The organism is Rhizobium freirei PRF 81, assembly GCF_000359745.1.
In the GTDB taxonomy this organism is placed as follows: Bacteria; Pseudomonadota; Alphaproteobacteria; order Rhizobiales; family Rhizobiaceae; genus Rhizobium; species Rhizobium freirei.
Genome location: NZ_AQHN01000096.1, coordinates 57,436 through 76,918, shown reverse-complemented (window position 1 = coordinate 76,918; position 19,483 = coordinate 57,436). Strand labels below are relative to the sequence as shown.

Below are 19,483 nucleotides of genomic sequence, written 5' to 3'. Positions count from 1 at the left end.
CAAAGTCACGAAAAAAGCCGGGTCTCGTGATGTTCTCACGAGACCCGGAAGTCGGCCGGACAGCCGGCCTCTGGGAGAACATATACCTTCTAGGGGCCTACGTGAGTTTCCCTACCGTCTTCTCGAGAATTGCCCACAATTCCTCGCCATATTTTTCGCGCCAGCCGGTGTAGAAGCCGCCGTCGCGAAGTTTCTGCCTGAACGCCTCAGTGTCGGGCTGATTGAATACAAGGCCCTGTTTGGCCAGGACGTCTTTGAGGGACTCCGACAACTTGGCCATATCTTGGCGCTCATCAAGCGCGGCTAGGTTGATGTTGCGGCTCACGACCTCCTGCACATCCGCCGGCAGGCTTGCCCAGTTGCGCTTGTTGGCAACGCAGAAAAACGCGTCCCACATGTGCCGGGTTAATGCGCAGTATTTTTGGACCTCGACAATATTTGCGGTCTTGATGTTCGCCAGCGAATTTTCCTGTCCATCGACGACCTTCGTCTGAAGTGCAGAATAGAGTTCGTTGAAATTAATGGACGCCGGAGCTGCCCCAAACGTCTGGAACATGGAGGTCCACAGCGCTCCGACTGGAACGCGGATTTTCATACCGGCGAGATCTGCGGGCGAGTTGACTGGGTGCGTGCTGGTGGTGATGTGCCGGAACCCGTTGTCCCACATCTTTTCCATCGGGAGGAGATTCACCTTTTCGATGAGCTTTTGCAGAGCGGCACCGAGTTCACCATCCATCGTCTTCCAAACCGTATCATAGTCCGGGAAAATGAAGCCGAGACCGTAGATCGAGGCCGCCGGGACCATCGTGGACAGTACATTGATACCAGAGTTCAGGAACAGATCGATGCCGCCTGCTCTCACCTGCGACAGCATATCAGTGTCGCTACCAAGCTGGTTGTTCGGGTAGACCTGCAGTTCCACCCGCCCGTTTGTCTCGTGTTGGATGCGTGCTGCCGCCTCCCTTGCGCGCGTGGTGATCGGATGGGTCTCGGCCAGATTGAACGCGAACTTCAGGGAATACTCGGCTGCGGCCGCTCGCTTCATCGAAAACCCGAGCGCCGTGGCGCTGAGACCAAGCGTCGTCGTCACTGTGAATGCGCGTCTTGTCAGATTTACCATTTCGTTCTCCTCCAAATAAGCTCTGTAATTTTGGTTGGTCGAGGTCGGGCTACAGGAAGCCGATCGAGAGCCACGGAACCGCAGCAACCACAGCAAGACCAATGGCCATGGCGACGATGTAGCCGACGATCGGTTTCATGCCGGCGTCGGGGCTGACTCGGCTGATTGCACAGGCAGCGTAGTAGCCAACACCGAAGGGTGGAGCGAAGAGGCCGATACCCATCGCCAACACGACAACCATGGCGTAATGCACCTGATGGATGCCCAACTGCTGAGCAACCGGGAACAGCAACGGTGCGAACAGTACGATTGCGGGTATCCCCTCGAGCACACTGCCGAGGATGATGAATATGACGATCGAGACGATCATGAACGTTACCGCACCGCCCGGGAGCGTTGAAAGGTTTTGAGCCAGCGCTGTCGAGAAGCCTGATTGCGTCAGGCCCCAAGCCATCGCCGTGGCCGCGCCGATAATCAGAAGGATAGACCCGGACAGGCTCGCCGTCTCGACAAGCATTGGCTTGAGCCGGCGCCAGTCGAACTGACGATAGAACACCAGACCCGCGACAACCGAGTATGCAATGCCGATCGTCGAAACTTCTGTCGCCGTGGCGACACCTTCGATGACGGCTGAACGGATAACGAACGGAAGCGCAAGGGCAGGCAGTGCAGCGAGGAGCAGCTTGCCGATCTGCCGTCGACTTGCCCTCTTGACGTGACTCGGGTCATCGTTGCGGCAGCGCCAGCGCACCAAGAAGCAAAGGGTTACCGCCAGAATAAGGCCGGGGAGAAGACCGCCGGTGAACAGCGCGGCGATCGATACCCCGGTTGCGGATCCCACTGTAATCAAGACGATGCTAGGCGGGATTGTCTCAGTCTGGGCGCCCGTCGCCGAGAGAAGTGCGACAAGATCGCCTTCGTCTGCGCCGCGCTCCTTCATCTCCGGAAACAACACGGGCGCGACGGCGGCCATGTCGGCGGCCTTCGATCCGGATATCCCAGATACAAGATACATCGCAGCCACCAGCACGTAGTGAAGCCCGCCGCGCACATGGCCAAGTAGGCTGGCGAGGAACGCAACCATAGCCCGCGCCATACCCGTCATCTGGATAAGTTGGCCGAGAAACACAAACAGAGGGATCGCAAGAAGGATCAGATGGCTGACACCTTCGTCGATCCTGCCGACAATTATTAGAGGCGGCGTTCTGGTGGTCAATATAAGGTAGCCGAATGTAGCGATCGCGAATGAAAAGGCGATCGGCACGCCGCCGAAAACACACGCCGCAACGCCGCCGACGAAGAAGATGAGAAGATTGAGGTTTCCAAGACCGACGAAGACCGGCTTCAGCGCCCAAAACAGGCAGAAGACCGCTGCAACGGCAGCAATCGCACCGAGCGCTAGACGGAGATTCGAGCTCTGCAGAAGCCGCAACACCGCGAAAACAAGCATCAAAGCGAAGCTCGTCGGCAACGCCGAGGCGCGCCATGAGTTCTGAATATCCATCGCGGGCGTCCAGACGTAGGACTCTTCGGTGGCATATTCCAGAGATGCGGGCAGGATCAGCACGAGGAAGGCAAGTGCCGCCGCGACCGAAACCAGTTCAACGAAGCGGCGTGTATCGCCCTTCAATGCGGTGACCACCGCCGTCATGCGCATGTGTTCCTGCCGCTGAAAAGCGACGGCCGAACCAAGCATGGCAAGCCAGAGAAACAAGATTGACGCCAGTTCGTCCGACCAAACCAGCGGGACGTGGAATACGTAACGAGCGACGACGGCCGAAAACAGCAGAAGAATTTCGCAAAGCACCAGAAGTGCTACCGGTATCTCCAGGCATTTTACCAAGGCATGTTCAATCTTGCGTGCCATTGCTGCCAAGCTCGACGTCCTTGCAACATCTTCGATGACTCCGTGAACAGTCATAGTGGCCTCCCCATTCGGTAAGGCCTGATCGTTTGCGTGCGGGTGCAACGCAGTCGGGTATTTCTCAAAACCTGTCCTCCCACGCTCGCGCGGGCGCACTGCTCCTGCCGGAAAAGCCGGTCAAGGTTCCGGAGTGTTCTCTAAAGTGCGTTCCCACGAATTCCGCGCACTGTGCTCCTCTGCGCGTAGGTATAAGGTATGATGTCATACCCAATATGGCAAGCACTTTTTCTGCCGTTTGGTGGAGTCTTGAAGGGCAACGAGTACGGCCTCCGTCGAGGCATCGATCGGTCACTGGATTGATCGCAGAGAATTGCCCTCGACCACATCGAGGTTCCACTGCCTTGTGTGCACAAATGTTAGGAGATCTTGGAGCCGACGAGTCCTGTTTGGCGACCAGGGCAAGCCGCATCCTATCATCGCGCCGTCGCAACTCGACTCCCGAAAACGGCAACCGAACGCTTGTGCCGGCTCGATGTCCCTATTCCGTCCCTAGTCGTTCGAGAGCGGCGAACCTGGCGCGTCTTAAGTGGAGAACGTGCCTTGCCGGCTTAAAACGCCGGGCCGCCTTATTGACCTTCCGGTTAATAAAAAGGCGCCTCAAAAATTCCGGCCGCTTACCGCAGGTCAGCGGCCCTCTGAGTTTCCAGCGCCGCCAATCTCCCCTCCGTAGATTGCTGCGTCGTCGGGTTCCGGTCCTCGGCAGATGCTAGTCCCTCTGGGGGAGGGAGATCACACCGGGCATAAAATGAAAGTCCTGCTTTGCATCGGCTTGCTATGCCACGACTAGATAAAGCGTTGGCTCCTCTGCGCGGTTCGTCTTTGCCGGCCCATCGGCAATTTGGAACCTGGATAGCATCTCGAAAAGCGATGCGGTCTCCTTCGCGAGATTGTTCACGGCAGCAGTCGACTCTTCCACCATAGCTGTGTTCTGCTGTGTCGCTGATTCGATCTTACCGACTGAGAAATTGATTTCCTTGAGCCCGTCGGCTTGAACGCGAGAAACCTGAGCAATGGCGTCGACGTTCTGATTGACGCTCTGCACCTGAACAACGATTTGGCCCAAAGCGTTGCCGGCCTGTTGCACACGCTGGACCCCATCATTGATATGCAGGTTGGATATTTTGATCAGAGACTTGATTTCTTTCGCCGCCGCCGCAGACCTTTGCGCCAGGTCTCTGACCTCCTGCGCTACTACCGCGAACCCTCGGCCAGTCTCCCCGGCCCGAGCCGCCTCAATGCCTGCGTTCAAAGCCAAAAGGTTTGTCTGAGATGCGATTTCATCGATGACACCGATAATATTGCCTATTTCGACCGAAGAAGACCGAATGTTTGTCATGGCCTCAATAGTCTCGCGCATTATGGTGCCTGACCTCTCGGCATGTTCCTTGGTCTCGCCGACGAGGATCCCTGCTGCGTGAGCTTTATGGCTTGCGTCCACCACCTGCCTTGTCATGTCTGCGAGGACAGAAGCCGTTTGCTCGACGACTATAGCTTGCTGCTCCGTTCTCACCGCGAGTTCGTTCGAGGAAGCACGGATTTCTTCAGCCCCCGCAGCAATCGCCTGCGCATTGTCGTTTACTTCGGACATTGCATCGCGAAGCTGGCTAATCGCTGAATTGAAGTCCAATCTGAGCGGCTCAAGAGCTCCCGTGAAAGGCCGATCAAGCTGAATGTGAAGGTTGCCTTTCGATAACTGCCTCAGTGCATCGGCAACTTGTTCGACGGCGGAACTGGTCTGTTCGGCAGCCCGCTGGCGCTCCTCTCCTTCGTTCTCCAAACGCCGCCGCTCGGCATCCTGTCGATGATGCTCGGCGACCGCATCGCGCTCCGCTTTTTCTGAAAGATGATTCTTAAGGCCGGATATCTGCCGCGCGAGCTGACCGATTTCATCCTTCCGTCGCTCGAGTATTTGGTCAATTTCCATGTCGCCGGCGATCATTTGCAGGACTGACTGCTGTAGTTTCGCCAGAGGCACGATGATGGAGCGGATAGTGAGCGATGCCGCGGTTACTCCGAACAAGGCAGCTATGCCGAGCGCAGCTAGCGTCAGAAATTTAAATTCATCAGAAGCTGCTTTAACTTTGCCACCAACGCCTTGGTTTAGAGCTTGCTCGTAATCGATCAACTTGTTCAGAGCACCAATCCATGCCGTCAACTTGGGTCTCAGTTCATTTAAGAGCAGCGGCTTTGCCTCGTCTCTTTTTCCGTCGAGCGTCAACTTGGTGACGTCGGCAATCAAAGGCTCGGCGTCATTCTGAAAAGCCGTCAGACCCTCAGCGAGGCGACGCTCTGCGGGGGTGCTGGCGACGTCGGAATTAACGGCCTTTTGCAACTCCGCGAAGTTGGAAGCGTAGGATGCCTGTAGCTTTCTCATCATCACGATTGTCGTGGCTTGATCCGTATTCGAGTCAGTCAAAACGATGTCGCGCAATGCTACCGCTCGATCGCGGACCGAGCCCAGCATATCGATGCCATTCCGAAATTTTTGGCTATTACTGCCATTTATGAGGCTGAGCTTCCCGTTGATCTCGTCGACCTGGCTGATTGACGAAAGAGACAGAACTCCCATTGCGCACAACAGCAACCCGAATGCGATAGACAAACGTATCGCCACGCCAAATTTCCGAATCCTCCACATTATTTCCCCTCCGCCCGAGCAAACCTTTTGAACTCCGTATGAGGTATAACCTTATACGTAATACCTTAACCGAAATTGAAGGGCGCAAAGGCCAATGGAGGATACGATCGAAAGAACCCTCAGCCGGCTGGCGAGCGGATCAAGGCTCTGGCCGACTACGGCTATTGCGTAGGCCGATCAACCGGATCAAAGCTCCCATCGGAATTTTCGGCAAAGCTAAAAGTGCGTCGTCTCTGGCATTATTGATTGTCGCCGACGTCGTGGTGGCGAGAATGCCTGCCAAATCTTAGATTCAAAACGCAGTCCCCGAGCGAGCCATTACCTGAAGAAGAGATGACCGCCTCCGCTGAACCGCCTCGTGGAGATACTCAAGAGCTGCTTGATTGATCGAGTTTGTTGAGGCGAGGTTGCGCGCCGCTAGCTCTCTGCTTTCAGCGCATGCTTGACGCGCAGAATAGTGATCACAACAGATCCCACAACGACCGGAACAGCGACGAGCATGATCATTGGATCGAAATGGAACCCAGCGTGGTCTGCCGTTTCATACACGAACTTCAGCAAGCTCAACAAATAGTAGCTTATTGCAATGATCGAAAAGCCTTCGACCGCGCGCTGGATCTTGACCTGCGTCGCGGCGCGATCAGCCATGGCCTGGATCTGTGTCGCGTTCTGGAATTCGATCTCGACCTGAATTCGGGTTTGCAACAAGTCGAGCAAGTGCATCGCGGCCCTCGATAGTTGCTCAAGCCTCAAGGCGGTCGCTTCACAGGTACGCACCGCTGGCTTGAACCGCCGCTCCACGAAGGTACCGAAGCGTTGAAAGCCGACGACGTGCGTTTCCCGTAAAAGCGCGATCCTCTCCTCAACGATCTTGGCGTAGGCTGCGGTTGCGCCGAACCTGTTTCTGGTCTCGGCGGTGGCCGAAATGACATGGGATGAGAGAGCGGTAATCTCCTCGAGCAATTGCTTGTGCTGATGTGCGGGCGTACGAAGATTGCGATTGGTCAGTTGAACCAACTCCGTGTCATATCCGCCGAGAAGCGGGGCGAGACGACGCGCTTCCGGCAATCCGAGAAGCGCCATGGATCTGTAGGTTTCGATCTCGAAGATCCGGCGTACCATGCGCCCCAGGCGGTGTGCGTTCAGGTCCTTGTTGAACAGGATAATTCTACTTGAATTGTCCCCTCGAACACGAAAATCGGAGCAAACCTGCGCCGCGCCCCCACCGATCAATGAGGCGGCGGTATCACCGAAGCCGAAGGTTTCCAGCACCGGTCCCAGCTTGTCAGGAGGGTTCCCGAGGACAAGGATGCTGACGTGACAAACGAGCAGCGGTGAGTTCAATCCTGCGAGCTCGGCAAAATCACTTTCAAGGAGGTCAGATTCCGGCCAGCCCCCTGGCTCGCTGTCAAGTTTCCGGACGCGCGTAACCGTCACGAATTCAGTGTGCCTTTCGACTCTAACCGAAATCGTGCCATCAGCTTCGAGACTGTCGTGGAACTCCTTGATCACACCGTCTATGGGCATGAAAGCAACGTGCTCAACAATTGCCGGACCGGTGAAATAGATCGACGGTCGAGCGTGAAGCTCGGAGTTGAAGTCTGCCGTCTGCTGTTTGAAAGCAGTTGGACGAGAGATCTGTACACAAGGAGACGTCGTTGCCGACGCTGCTTCTTCCGCACCCTTCGAAATCACGTCTGTGTTCCCCATTTTCAGAAGTGCAAACACCGGCGAACCTTATGAAGCGAATGCAAGCAACTTGGAAGCCCGCCCGGATATGATAAATCTGCTGATCCGCGTTCGACCTTCTTTTGAAAGGTCACAGCAGCCTAAGAAGCTAGGAGACCCCCGCTGGTATGTCACGCCAGCTGTACTTCGGGCGATATCATAGAACGTCTCGGGGCCACTAGGCTTGAGACAAGACTGCCATGTTCAGCACGTTGTCCTTGTAGCGGTACATTGGGATAATAAGCAGCCCTAAGGGCACGTGTGGGCCGCGCCAACACGGTATCATCTGCTGCTATCACGAAGTGATGGAAACCATTGAGGCTTGCGTTGAGCGCAAGCGAAATGGCCTGGGCACAGTCCCGTCTGTCAACATAGGACCACAGGTTCCATTTCTGAACGCCGGGATTATCTTCGCAAGCTTTCATTGCATCATATTGGTGGGGCTCTTTTACCCAAGAAAACCGCGGGCCGATCATTTTGAGCGCGGGATCCCAGCGGCAGAATTCGGCTGCGACGGATTCGTCTACAAGTTTGGAAAGCGCGTAGCTACTCTCAGGCTTCGAGGTCAGCTTGTCATCGACCGGAAAATAGGCAGGTGGATCGTCAAACGGGACGCCCAGCAAGGTCTCACTGCTCGCAGAAACAATGTTCTTTATGCCCGCGATCCTTGCAGATTGGAAAACATTGTAGCTGATGGCGGTATTGGTGTGAAATATGTGCGTGCTCGCAGCGACTTTCGCGCCTACTATCGCAGCAAGATGGACGATGCCCTAAATCCCGGATTCGATATCGGCGACCGCATCAAGGACCTGGCTATAGTCCCGCATATCGACGCGGGCGAACGGGCACCTCATGTCGGATGACGGCACCTCGTCGATTCCGATGACCTCGTGCCCCTCTTCGAGAAGGCGTTCAATCGCCGCGCGCCCGATTCGTCCGCTGCTTCCAGTGACCAGAAGTTTCATGGCATTTCCCCTTTACGGGCCGCACAATGGCACGAACGAGAGTGCAGGTTACGGCACCCAGACCCGCTGGGTTCCTCCTGGTTCGTAACGCGCTCCTGTCACCTCGAGAGATTGATCAAGGTGGCCCTTTCCTCGGCGGTGAGCGGCCGGACCTCGTGGTTCTGCAAGAGCAAGAAGAGCTTCGCCGTTTCCTCCAACTCCTCAGTCGCGTACTGGGCGTCCTTTAGGGACTTGCCCGCGACGACAGGTCCATGGTTTGCCATCAACACCGCATGATGGTTCGCGGCGGCGGCTCCCACCGCCGCCGCCAGCGCTTCGTCTCCGGGAGGAAAATACGGCACGAGCGGCAGGAAACCGATACGCATGACATAGTAGGCGGTCAGGGGCGGCAGAACGTCGCGCTCGTTGACCTGCTTCAACAAGCTGACGGCAACCGAATAGGTTGAATGCAGGTGGACGACGGCTCGGCGATTGTCCTTACCGCAATACATGCACTTGTGGAGGAACGCCTCCTTGGTGGGCTTGTCACCTCCGACATGCACGCCTTCCGCCGAAAAGCAGGACAGCCGTGCTGGATCGAGCACGCCCAACGAAGCGTTGGTGGGCGTCATCAAAATTCGACCGTCCGACAGACGGACGCTGATGTTGCCGGTCGATCCTGCGGTCAGCCCGCGGTCGAAGAGCGAGCGACCGACCTCGACTATCTCGTCGCGGACCTTCGTCTCTTCAGATATGGAGCCTATCATCGTAGCCGGTCCCAAGCGTTCATGAAGAAGTCCCGTTCGCCGAAGTTGCCGGACTTCAACGCGAGCGACAGAGATCGCCCCTGGCTCTTTGCGTGTACCCACGGCACTCCGGGGGCGATTTCGTTGCCAATCGAGAGCTGGTCGACGCCGAGCGACTTCACCACCGCTCCCGACGTCTCGCCGCCGGCGACGATGAGATCGCTCACACCCTTCTCGACGAGCCTTCGCGCGATTGAGGAGAGGGCGGCCTCGACCATCTCGCCGGACTGCGCGGCGCCCAACTTGCGTTGGTTTTCCTTCACCTCGTCGGGCAGAGCCGTCGCATAGATGAGAACAGGCTTGCGGCCCAGACGGGACGAGGCCCACTCGACGGCCTCGCCGACGACATCGCCGCCGTCCGCCAGCTTTGAGAGGTCGACGCGGAAACCCTCGTGGTCTGCGAGCATCGCCTCTACCTGTCCGTTGGTTGCGACCGAGCAGCTACCGGAGACGACGGCTCTGTAGCCTTCTTCCAAGTCAGTCGTAACGGCAGCGTCGCGGCTGTTCCCGCCGGCAAGAAGAACACGAGCCAGCCCATATGCCAGGCCCGACGCACCGGTGAACAGCACGAGATCCTTGAATGCCTGGGCAATCTCGACAAGGTCCTCGTCAGCCAGGGCGTCGATGACGACAATACGCGTGCCGTCGCCGTGAATGGGGGCGGCCCATTCGGCGATGGCGGACGCCCCTTGCTTCACCGTCTCGTAATAGCATCCGGTGATTTCGGCCCGCGACTGCGGCCCGAGCACCCGCAGCAGGTTCGCGTCTGTCATCGGCGTCAACGGATGATTGCGCATGCCGGACTCGTCCAGCGGCACGTCGCCGACGAACAGGTTGCCCTTGTAAACCGTCCGGCCGTTGGCAGGGAAGGCGGGGCAGGCGATCGTTATGGATTGGCCAAGCTCCGCAAGCATCGCGTCGGCGACCGGGCCGATGTTGCCCTTCGCCGTGGAATCGAACGTCGAGCAGTACTTGAAGTAGTACTTCTGCGCGCCACAGCCACGCAGCCATCGCAGCGCGGCCAAGGACTCCTCGACCGCCATTTGCGGAGGTGTCGTTCGAGTCTTGAGGGCGACAACGATTACGTCGGCGTCAATGTCCCTGTCGTCTTCAGGAACGCCGATCAGCACCGTCGTTTTGAGGCCGGCGCGCGCGAAGATGTTCGCGACGTCGGTCGCTCCCGTGAAATCGTCGGCGACGCAGCCGACCAGCAACTTTCCGGCGGCCACCATGAATCACCTCATGATGAAGGGGTTGGCGACGTCTTCAGCGGTGGAGATCATCACGCTCTTCGTCTGCATGTAGTTCTGGATCGAGGCGATGCCATTCTCGCGACCGATGCCGGAGTGCTTGTAGCCTCCCAGCGGCGACATATAGCTGATGACGCGGTAAGTGTTGACCCAGATGGTGCCAGCCTGGATAGCGGCCGAAACCTTCAGGATACGACGCATGTCCTGGGTCCAGAAGCCCGCGGCCAGCCCGTAATTGGTGTCATTGGCAATATGCACGGCTTCCTCATCGCTGTCGAAGGGGATGACCGCCAGAACCGGGCCGAAGACCTCCTCCTGCGCGATGCGCATGTCGTTTCGGACCCCGGAGAAAATCGTAGGTTCGACGAACCAGCCCCTGGAGAGCTCGGCATTGTCCGGCCGCCCCCCACCGAGAACGCATTCGGCGCCTTCGCCTTTTGCGATGTTGATATAGCCGAGGATCTTCTCGAGTTGCGGCGGCGTCGTCACGGGGCCAACCTGCGTCGACGTCAAGAGCGGATCGCCCATTCTCGCCGTTTTTGCGAGGTTGACGATCTTCTCGAGAAACTGGTCGTGGATCTTTCGCTGCACGAGCAATCGTGAGCCCGCAATACATGTCTGTCCGGTGGCAGCGAAGATGCCGGAGATCACCCCGTTGACGGCATTGTCGATCTCCGCATCGTCGAAGACGATGTGCGGGCTCTTGCCGCCGAGTTCAAGCGTAACCTTCTTGAAGTTGCGCGCTGCAAGCTCGCCGATCTTGCGCCCGGTGCCTTCACTTCCCGTGAAAGCGATCTTGGCGACGTACTTGTGGGTCGTCAGCGTCTCGCCGACATCTGCGCCGAACCCTGTAACGACGTTGAAGACGCCCGCGGGAAAGCCAGCCTGCTCGACGAGCTTTGCGAACTCAAGGGTCGAAGCAGACGTGAACTCCGAGGGCTTTGCCACGAATGTGTTCCCTGCGGCGAGTGCCGGTGCCAGCTTGTAGGCGAGCAGCAGGAGAGGGGAGTTCCACGGCGTAATCCCGACGCAGACGCCGAGCGGCTCATTACGAGTGAAGTTGAAGGTGTCCGCCTTATCGATCGGGATGACCGCTCCTTCGATCTTGTCCGCCAGCCCGCCGAAGTAGTAGTACCACTGCGGGATGTATTTGAGCTGAAACAGCATCTCGTTGATGAGCTTGCCGTTGTCCGTAACCTCGATCGTCGCGAGATGCTCCGCATTCTCGGCGATCAGATCGCCAAGACGCCGAAGAAGGTGTCCGCGGGCGCTCGCGGTGAGCTTCGGCCACGGACCACTCGTGAAGGCGCGGTGCGCAGCCTCGACTGCTCGTTCCGCATCTTCCCTGCCGCCCTTCGGAATAGCGGCCCAGGTCTGCCCGTTGAAAGGGTTCTTCGTCTCGAACGTATCTCCGTTGGCAGCGTCTTCCCACTTGCCGTCGATGAACATCTTGTATGTCTGCATTGTCTTTCTCTCTTCTAGCATCCGAGTTGTCGGGCGAGGTCTTCGAGATCGTCGGCGACGTAATCCCAGCGCTGCTCGGCTGTGAGGTCGGTCGTCTGGCCCTCGCCGTATTCGGTGGGTCGTGCGATGAATGCGGTTTTAAGGCCAAGGCTGCGCGCGGCGGCAAGATCGTAGTTGTGGGCAGCGCACATCATGACGGCCCCGGGCTCCAGATAAAGGAGTTTGCAGACCCCGAGGTAGGTCTCAGGATCGGGCTTGTAGTGCTGGAAAAGCTCGCAGGAGAACACGTTGTCCCACGGCAAGTCGGCATGCTTTGCCATATTGACGAGAATCGCGACATTGGCGTTGGACAGAGGGCCGATGATAAACTTCGACTTCAGCCGGTGTAGCCCGCGCGATGTGTCGGGCCAGCCGTCCAGGCGATGCCAGACCTTGTTGACGTGCATCATCCGGTCGTGGTCTAGTTCGGCCAGCCCCATCTCTGCGAACACTGCCTTCAAGGCATCGAAGTGAAGTTCGTCCAGGTTCGTCCACGGCAACTCGCCGCTGCGCACCCGCGCTTTCTGGGGATTGTAATGGTCTCGCCAGCGGTCGACGAGACCGGTCCAGTCGATCTGCAGGCCCTCCGCCGCGCCCCAGGCGGTGAGATCGCGGATGATCGAACCCCGCCAGTCGACGACAGTGCCGAACGTGTCGAAGACAATCGCCTTGACGCTGCTGGTCATCTCGCGCCCTCCTTCTTGTGGGACGAAATGCGCTCGAACGTTTCCACTCGCTTTTCGGCCACCCAATCTCGAACCATCGCATCAAAGCTCGTGAAGTGCGGCGTCTTCAGGTGGAAGTCGAAATCGGCTCTTGAGCCATAGACTTCATAGATGTAGATTCGCTCGGGCCGCTCAGGATCGCGGCAGACATCGAACACTTCGCAGTTCGGTTCGTCGCGCAGCGACGTCGCCGCATTCTCGATTATCGCCGCATCGAAATTATCGGCGAACTGGTTTCGAACGACGAACTCTACGACCACGACAAAGCCTGTGGATGCCGAACTCATGCGACCTCCTTGCGGACGGCACCCAGAGCGCCGATCACGCTGCGCGTCATCTCCGCGCAATTGGCGCTTCCGCCATACTCCATTGGAACCGCGATCTTGGTCGACAAGGTGTGCTCGACCGCGGCCTCGATCAGCCCGGCGGCGTCAGCAAGCCGCTGATCCCCGTGCTTCACCGCCAGCCAGTCGAGCATCATCGCTCCCGACAGGAACATTGCGCCCGGATTGGCGACGCCCTTGCCCGCGATATCGGGAGCGGTCCCGTGTGCCGGCTGGAAGAGGCCGTGCGTATCGCCGATGTCCGCCGAAGGGGCCATACCCATGCCGCCGATCAGACCGGCCGCAAGGTCGGAAAGGATGTCGCCAAACATGTTCTCGGTCACCAGCACGTCAAGCGTCCAAGGCTTCTTCACCATGTTGAGCGCCAGCGCGTCGACATAGGCATAGTCCTTCTGCAACTCGGGGTGCTTGGCGGCGATCTCATCGAAAACCTTCCGGAAGAAAGCCATCGAACTGAAGACATTCGCCTTGTCGACGCAGGTCACCGTGCCGGCCTTGCCGCGACGTTTGCGCTGGGCGGCCAGCTGGAAAGCGAATTCGGTAACGCGCTCGGTGCCGGCCCGCGTGATCTGCATCGTGTCGTAGGCCTCTTGGTCGTTTAGCACTTCGCCACGGCCACGCGCATAAAACAGTCCTTCTGTCTGCTCGCGGACCAACACGAAGTCGATTCCTTCGGCGCGAGGATCGGACAGCACTTTCGGAAGGCCGGGAAACCACCGGATCGGACGGACACCTGCAAACAGGCCGAACTCCATGCGCAGGTCGAGCTGCGGAATGATTTCCGTCCCGTCCGGGAAGCGGATGTCGGGCCAGCCCATCGCGCCGAAGAGGATTGCGTCGGATGTCCGGCAGCCCTCGAGCGCGGCGGCGGGCAGGGCCTCGCCGGTCTCCGCGTAGTGCTGGGCACCGGCCTGATGCGTCTCGAACACGAGCGGTGGCGCGCCCGCCTGGCTGACGGCGGCGTCGATCAATTCCAGGCAGGCAGGCATGACTTCCCTGCCGATCCCGTCGCCGGGAAGGACTGCGATCTTGAGAGTGTTGTACAACGATGACATTTGAAACCTGTCCTAGAGGTGGTTGAGGCCGAGGCGCTCGAGAAGGTCGAGCAGTTCCTTGCCTGCCCGCTCGCGGTGCGCCTTGTGAATGTTTCTTGCTTTTTCGCGGTCGCCTTCGCGGATTGCTTGCACGAGTTCTGCATGTTCGCGGGTTGAGTTAACCGGCTTGGGACGCATCTTCAGCGTCACCATCCTGACGCGATGTGCGCGGTCGATGAAATTGAGGACGACCGACTTGAGCATCTGGTTGCCGCCAAGGTCGAGCAGTTGCTCATGAAATCTTGCGTCCGCCTGCGCCCAGCGCTCCAAATTATCTTGTGAAAGCGCATGGTCCATGTCGGCCGTCGCCTTTTCGAGACCCCGGAGTTGATCCTCGGAAAGCTGGCGGCTGGCGGCAAGCTCTGCAGCCGTACTCTCGAGCGACGTCAGGATTTCGTAAATTTCCTTCATGTCAGAAATAGAAATCGGCAGAACCCGCATTCCGTGCCTCGGGATCACCGAGACAAGTCCGTCCTGCTGGAGGCGCATGAGCGCCTCCCTTACGGGCGTCCGGCTCATCCCCAACTGGGACGCGACTTCCTGTTCGGTCGCCTGGTAACCGGGCGCCCACTTGTTATCCAGGATGAGCTGGCGCAACCGAAGGTGGGCTGTCGCGGTCATTGTTTTCGCGAAGGCGTCCTCTTTGATCTCTGAGACCGGTGCTGTCTGTTTCCTGGTCGGCATTTTCTTTCCCTTCAAGCTGGCTGATTTCTCAGGAGCCTACATATTTTCGCCAGCTATGTTCAGGCTGGTATCCGAGAACGCTCTTTGCTTTGTCGATCGACAGCAAGGTTTCGTTGTTCCCGATCTGCTTCTTGAACGGGACCCCCGGATACCACCTCCTGACGAGTTCCTCGTTGGAGGTGGTCATGACCCCATCGTCGTTTGCGATGATGAACACCTCGGCACCTTTGCCGCTCCACTCGAGCGAGCGACGGATCGCCTGTGCCCCGTCGCGGGCGTCGATATAGGTCCAAAGGTTGAAGCGTCTGCTGCCCGGGTTCTGCTCGAAGGCCGGGAAGTCCGCATACTCGCTCTCGTCCATAACGTTGGAGAAGCGTAGGCAAACGATCTTGAGCTCGCTGTCCCAGCGGCAATACTGCTTTGCCATCTCCTCGCCGAGATGCTTCGAGAGGGAATAGGAGGTTTCCGGGCGCGACTGATAATTCTCGTCCGCCGGCAGATAGTCAGGCTTGATCTCGTAAGGAATGCCGAGCAGGGTCTCGCTCGACGCCCACACGATGTTCTTGATGCCGAGCAAGCGGCATGACTCGAAAACATTGAACGTCGAAATGGTGTTGACCCGGAAAACATCCGCAGGAGCAACGCGCCCCGGCATCGGCACAGCGGCCAGATGGACGACGGCTTCAGTGTTGCGATTGTGGTCCCAATCAAAGCCACTGATCGCCTCGATCGTGGCGCGCATATCCTCGAAATCGACCCTGACGAAGGGGCAGAGGTTTTCTGGCGGAGCGATCGTATCCGCGTTGATGACGTCGTGGCCGCTCTCAACCAGATGCTTGATCGTGGCTCTACCCAGTTTGCCGCTGCCGCCTGTGACTAAAACTCTCATATCGTAATACCTCCGTAGAACCTTCCAGGTTAGCGGCTTCGGCCGACCGCCACAGCCAGGATGATGAGCATTCCGCGCGCGATGAGCTGCTGGCTGTAGTCGAGGCCGCCAAGAATAAGACCGTTGTTGATGACACCGATGAGCAGGGCACCGACGATGGAACCGATCACGGTGCCGCGTCCGCCGAATAGGCTGGTACCGCCGAGAACCACGGCTGCAATGACAGACAGCTCATCGCCTTCGCCAAGCTGGAAGCGTCCAGACTGCAGGCGTCCAGCATAGAGCATGCCAGCGATCGCAGCGGCCATCCCCGTCAGTAGCAGCACCTGGAACTTGATTTTCCGGACATCGACGCCGCTGTAGCGAGCTGCGACCGAGTTTCCGCCTGCCGACATGACCTTGCGGCCGAACGGTGTCTTTCGGAGCGCGATATGGGCGATCGTGCCCAGAACGGCGACCCAGACAACGAGGACAGGAACAGGGCCGATGTTACCGGAACCAAAGACGAAAATGAACGTATCGTTGATAATTGGAACAGGCGAAGTGCCGCTTACCCACATTCCGACCCCTCGCGCGATCCCCATCATGCCGAGTGTCACCAAGAACGACGGGATGTTGAGATAGGCAGTCAGGCCGCCGTTTACGGCGCCTACCAGCAGCCCGAGGGTCAAGCCCGCGAGAATGCCGGGGAATAGACCGTACTTGCTCAGCACCAGGCCAGCGACCACCGACGACAGTCCGGCTATGGCTCCGACCGAGAGGTCGATCTCGCCCGCCGAGAGTACGAACGACATTGCCATGGAAACGATGGCGACGATCGCAGTCTGCCGCAGGATGTTGAGCAGGTTGTTTGAAGATAGGAATCCGCGATCCTGCAGCAGGATCGCGAAGACGATGAAGATGACGACGAAGCCGATGTAGACGACGTAGTCGCGCCAGTTGCTGTGCCACGGCCGCATGTGGGTTGCATCCGTCTCTGTGTTCAATGTCTTGGCTTCAGTGGACATTTTGGGTTGCCTTCTGAATCGCGACCTGCAGACCGAGTTCGGTGCGGATCAGCGGAGATTGAGTTTCGTCGCCGGCAATCGTGGCCCAGCTTTCGATTTCGTCGCGCTCGATTTCGCGCGCGAGACGTCCGTTGTTCATGACCAGGATGCGGTCACTTGTTGCCAGAAGCTCGGCTGGTTCCGACGAGATGACGATGACGGACTTTCCGGAGGAGGCGACGCTCCGAATGAGTTCAACGATCTCGGCCTTTGAACCGATGTCTACGCCTGCTGTTGGTTCGTCGAGAATGACAACCGAAGGATCAATCGCTAGCCATTTGGCAATAACGATCTTCTGCTGGTTGCCGCCGGAAAGGTTCCTGACCTTATTGTCAGCGGACGGCGTCTTGATCCTCAGTTGCTTGATGAGATCGGAGGTCAGTGTTCCCTCGCGTCGACGGTCGATGAAGGGACCGCGGACGAGCTGACCGATCTGCGGCAGTCCAAGATTGTCGCCCACGCTGTGCTCGACAACCAGACCTTCCTCGTGGCGGCTCTCCGGAACAAGCACAATGCCAGCCTTGATCGCATCCGAAGGTGACTTGAACTCAACGGCAGTGTCGCCGAGTTCTACGGTTCCCGCAGTTTTCTTATCGACGCCGAAAAGAAGGCGGGCAAGCTCGCTCCGGCCAGCGCCCATGAGGCCTGCTATTCCCACAATCTCGCCCCTGTGAACGTCGAAGCTGACATCGCTGGGTTTTCCCGAAGGGCCCGAAAGGCCACGTACGCTCAGCGCGGGTTTGCCGCTGCGATCAATGGCGCGCGCCTGGTATTGGAAACCGGTGACACGCTTGCCGACCATGTGCTGCACGATCGAGTCGAGCGTGAATTCGGATGTCTTCCCGGAGGTCACGTTCTGACCGTCACGCAGAATTGTAATCTCGTCGGCGATCGTCATGATCTCGCTCATGCGATGGGAAACGTAGATCACGGCTGTTCCCGCCGCAGTGAGCTTCTTCAACATGCCGAACAGAGTGTCGGCTTCCTGTGCGCTCAGCGACGAGGTTGGTTCGTCAAGGATAAGGATCCTGGCGTCCTGGTGGATGGCCTTGGCGATCTCGGTCAGCTGGGCCTGGCCGGGGCTGAGTTCAAAAACAGGCGTCCTCGGATCAACCCTGAGGTTGAGTTGGCCGATGATCTCGGCTGCCTGTGCGATTTCCCTGCGCTCGTCGACCAAGATCGACAGGCGGCGGGGCTCCCGGTTGAGGAAAATGTTCTGGGCGACCGTGAGGGTGGGGATCAGGCTGAGGTCCTGGAAGATCATCTCAATGCCGAGCCTGCGGGAATTCTCCGGAGAGCTTGACGACATGTGTTCGCCAAAAACCTCGATGGATCCCTCCGTGGGTGTGACCACGCCCTGCAGGATCTTCAACAGCGTAGACTTGCCGGCGCCATTTTCGCCGACCAGCGCATGGATTGTCCCGGGTTGGATCGTCAGGCTGACACCGCGCAATGCGTGCACGCCGCCAAACGATTTCCTCACGTCGCGCATCCTGACGGCGGCGAGGGTTTCGGTGACTGCTTGAGTGTTCATGGTCGTTGTCCGCCGCTGGGGACGGGGAGCGGCCGGAGCCGCTCCCGCGCACCGTTAGTTCATTGCGTCGGTGAGAATCTTCGGTGCCTGGTCGCCGTTCGACTGCGGCCACGCCTCGATCAGGTTATCGCGGGTCACCGCAAGGGCCGGGAGCACGACGTAGGGAGGTGCGTCCTTTCCGAGTAGGGCGTATCCGGCAAGGATGCCCTCGGCATAACCGGCGCCGTACGGACGCTGGGATCCGGTTCCCTTGACGTAACCCTTCTTAGCCATGTCGATCGAGATGTTGACGCCAAGGTCGCAAGTGGTGATGACGAGGCTCTTGGACGCGCCCGCTGCGCGCGCCGCTGACAGGACGCCTTCTGTTGGAACGTCCCACACGGCCCAGATGCCATTGAGGTTGGGGTGGGCCGTCAGCATTGCGGAGGCGACGCGCTCGGATTCGCTTGAGAAATCAGGGCCTCCGACACCGGTCTCCTGGACGATCTTGATATCCGGATAATCCTTGATCGCTTCCTTGAAGCCGACCACGCGTTCTTTGGTGGCAAAAAGGTCGGACGCATGCGGGATGAGACCGATTTCGCCCTTGCCGTCGAGCGCCTTGGCCATGAGCAGTGCGGCGACCTTTCCCATCCCGCGGTTGTCGGAAGAGACGAGGCTCACATAGTCTTTGCCAGCCTTCATCCCGGCGCCGGTCTGGTCAAGGAAGATGATCTTAATGCCAGCGGCAGCAGCTTTCTTGTATGCTGCGGCCGTGGCTGACTGCTCGGCGGGAACGGTGATCATGACGTCAGGTTTGAGCGCCATGACGCTTTCGATGTCTGAAACTTGCTGCTCCGCGCGATATCCAGCATCAGTCGTCGCAACGATTTCGACGCCGAGCTCTTCCAGGGCCTTCTTTTGCCCGGCCATCTGGGCCTTGGCCCAGTCAGACGCCGTGTAGTGCATCACAATGGCCGCTTTGGCATGCTTCGCCTTGATCTTTTCGATCTCCTCGGCGGATAGCTTCAGGTCGCTCGCGAGGGTCGCTTTTTCGCCGTTGGGCCCGCTTGCCGGGTGACTTTCAATATCCTTGATCTGTTTATCGACATCGATCGCGAAGGCGCTCGGCGCATAGGCAGCGCTGCCGCCGAGGGCAGTGGCAAGGGCGATCATCTGTAGGGACTTGCGCATCGTCATAGGCATTTCGGTTCCTCCCTTTAAGGCCTATTGAGTTCCTCGAATTCAATAACGTATACGTTAATGCATTTGTAA

15 protein-coding genes and 1 pseudogene are annotated in these 19,483 nt (G+C 58.4%); all 16 read right to left on the bottom strand.

Features of this window, described 5'->3' with window-relative positions:
• Window positions 1-97: 97 nt before the first annotated feature.
• A complete protein-coding gene (locus RHSP_RS32595) occupies window positions 98-1,120 on the bottom strand; it encodes a TRAP transporter substrate-binding protein (RefSeq protein ID WP_004129841.1) in 1,023 nt (340 codons plus the stop codon).
• Between the two features lie 49 nt (window positions 1,121-1,169).
• Complete coding sequence (locus RHSP_RS32590) at window positions 1,170-3,041, bottom strand: TRAP transporter large permease (protein ID WP_004129840.1); 1,872 nt, start codon at window positions 3,039-3,041, stop codon at window positions 1,170-1,172.
• Window positions 3,042-3,816: 775 nt separating this feature from the next.
• Window positions 3,817-5,658, bottom strand: a complete 1,842-nt coding sequence (locus tag RHSP_RS32585; RefSeq protein WP_240535560.1) for a methyl-accepting chemotaxis protein — start codon at window positions 5,656-5,658, stop codon at window positions 3,817-3,819.
• 441 nt (window positions 5,659-6,099) lie between these two features.
• Window positions 6,100-7,377 carry a DUF3422 domain-containing protein gene (locus RHSP_RS32580; RefSeq protein WP_004129836.1) on the bottom strand — a complete coding sequence of 426 codons (1,278 nt, stop codon included), beginning with the start codon at window positions 7,375-7,377 and terminating at the stop codon, window positions 6,100-6,102.
• A gap of 164 nt (window positions 7,378-7,541) precedes the next feature.
• A pseudogene (locus RHSP_RS32575) lies at window positions 7,542-8,375 on the bottom strand (NAD-dependent epimerase/dehydratase family protein).
• Between the two features lie 98 nt (window positions 8,376-8,473).
• Window positions 8,474-9,121 (bottom strand): 3-oxo-tetronate 4-phosphate decarboxylase, encoded by a 648-nt coding sequence (gene otnC, locus RHSP_RS32570; protein WP_004129830.1) that lies wholly within the window; start codon window positions 9,119-9,121, stop codon window positions 8,474-8,476.
• Entirely contained in the window at window positions 9,118-10,392 is a 1,275-nt protein-coding gene (otnK, locus tag RHSP_RS32565) for a 3-oxo-tetronate kinase (RefSeq protein WP_004129826.1), read from the bottom strand. The genes otnC and otnK overlap by 4 nt, the downstream gene beginning before the upstream one ends.
• A gap of 3 nt (window positions 10,393-10,395) precedes the next feature.
• Window positions 10,396-11,874: an aldehyde dehydrogenase gene (locus RHSP_RS32560; RefSeq protein ID WP_028753517.1), complete on the bottom strand. Its 1,479-nt coding sequence runs from the start codon at window positions 11,872-11,874 to the stop codon at window positions 10,396-10,398.
• Between the two features lie 14 nt (window positions 11,875-11,888).
• The gene (locus RHSP_RS32555) at window positions 11,889-12,599 is read right to left on the bottom strand and encodes a haloacid dehalogenase type II (protein WP_004129810.1); all 711 of its coding nucleotides are present in this window, start codon (window positions 12,597-12,599) and stop codon (window positions 11,889-11,891) included.
• A complete protein-coding gene (locus RHSP_RS32550) occupies window positions 12,596-12,925 on the bottom strand; it encodes a putative quinol monooxygenase (protein WP_004129808.1) in 330 nt (109 codons plus the stop codon). The genes RHSP_RS32555 and RHSP_RS32550 overlap by 4 nt, the downstream gene beginning before the upstream one ends.
• The gene (locus RHSP_RS32545) at window positions 12,922-14,037 is read right to left on the bottom strand and encodes an isocitrate/isopropylmalate dehydrogenase family protein (protein WP_004129804.1); all 1,116 of its coding nucleotides are present in this window, start codon (window positions 14,035-14,037) and stop codon (window positions 12,922-12,924) included. Before RHSP_RS32545 ends, RHSP_RS32550 begins: the two co-directional genes overlap by 4 nt.
• A gap of 12 nt (window positions 14,038-14,049) precedes the next feature.
• The gene (locus tag RHSP_RS32540) at window positions 14,050-14,760 is read right to left on the bottom strand and encodes a GntR family transcriptional regulator (RefSeq protein ID WP_004129802.1); all 711 of its coding nucleotides are present in this window, start codon (window positions 14,758-14,760) and stop codon (window positions 14,050-14,052) included.
• Between the two features lie 28 nt (window positions 14,761-14,788).
• Window positions 14,789-15,649 (bottom strand): NAD-dependent epimerase/dehydratase family protein, encoded by an 861-nt coding sequence (locus RHSP_RS32535; protein WP_004129798.1) that lies wholly within the window; start codon window positions 15,647-15,649, stop codon window positions 14,789-14,791.
• Between the two features lie 29 nt (window positions 15,650-15,678).
• Window positions 15,679-16,656, bottom strand: a complete 978-nt coding sequence (locus RHSP_RS32530; protein ID WP_004129795.1) for an ABC transporter permease — start codon at window positions 16,654-16,656, stop codon at window positions 15,679-15,681.
• Window positions 16,646-18,229: a sugar ABC transporter ATP-binding protein gene (locus RHSP_RS32525; protein WP_004129793.1), complete on the bottom strand. Its 1,584-nt coding sequence runs from the start codon at window positions 18,227-18,229 to the stop codon at window positions 16,646-16,648. The genes RHSP_RS32530 and RHSP_RS32525 overlap by 11 nt, the downstream gene beginning before the upstream one ends.
• A gap of 54 nt (window positions 18,230-18,283) precedes the next feature.
• Window positions 18,284-19,414, bottom strand: a complete 1,131-nt coding sequence (locus RHSP_RS32520) for a substrate-binding domain-containing protein (protein ID WP_004129791.1) — start codon at window positions 19,412-19,414, stop codon at window positions 18,284-18,286.
• Window positions 19,415-19,483: the final 69 nt, after the last annotated feature.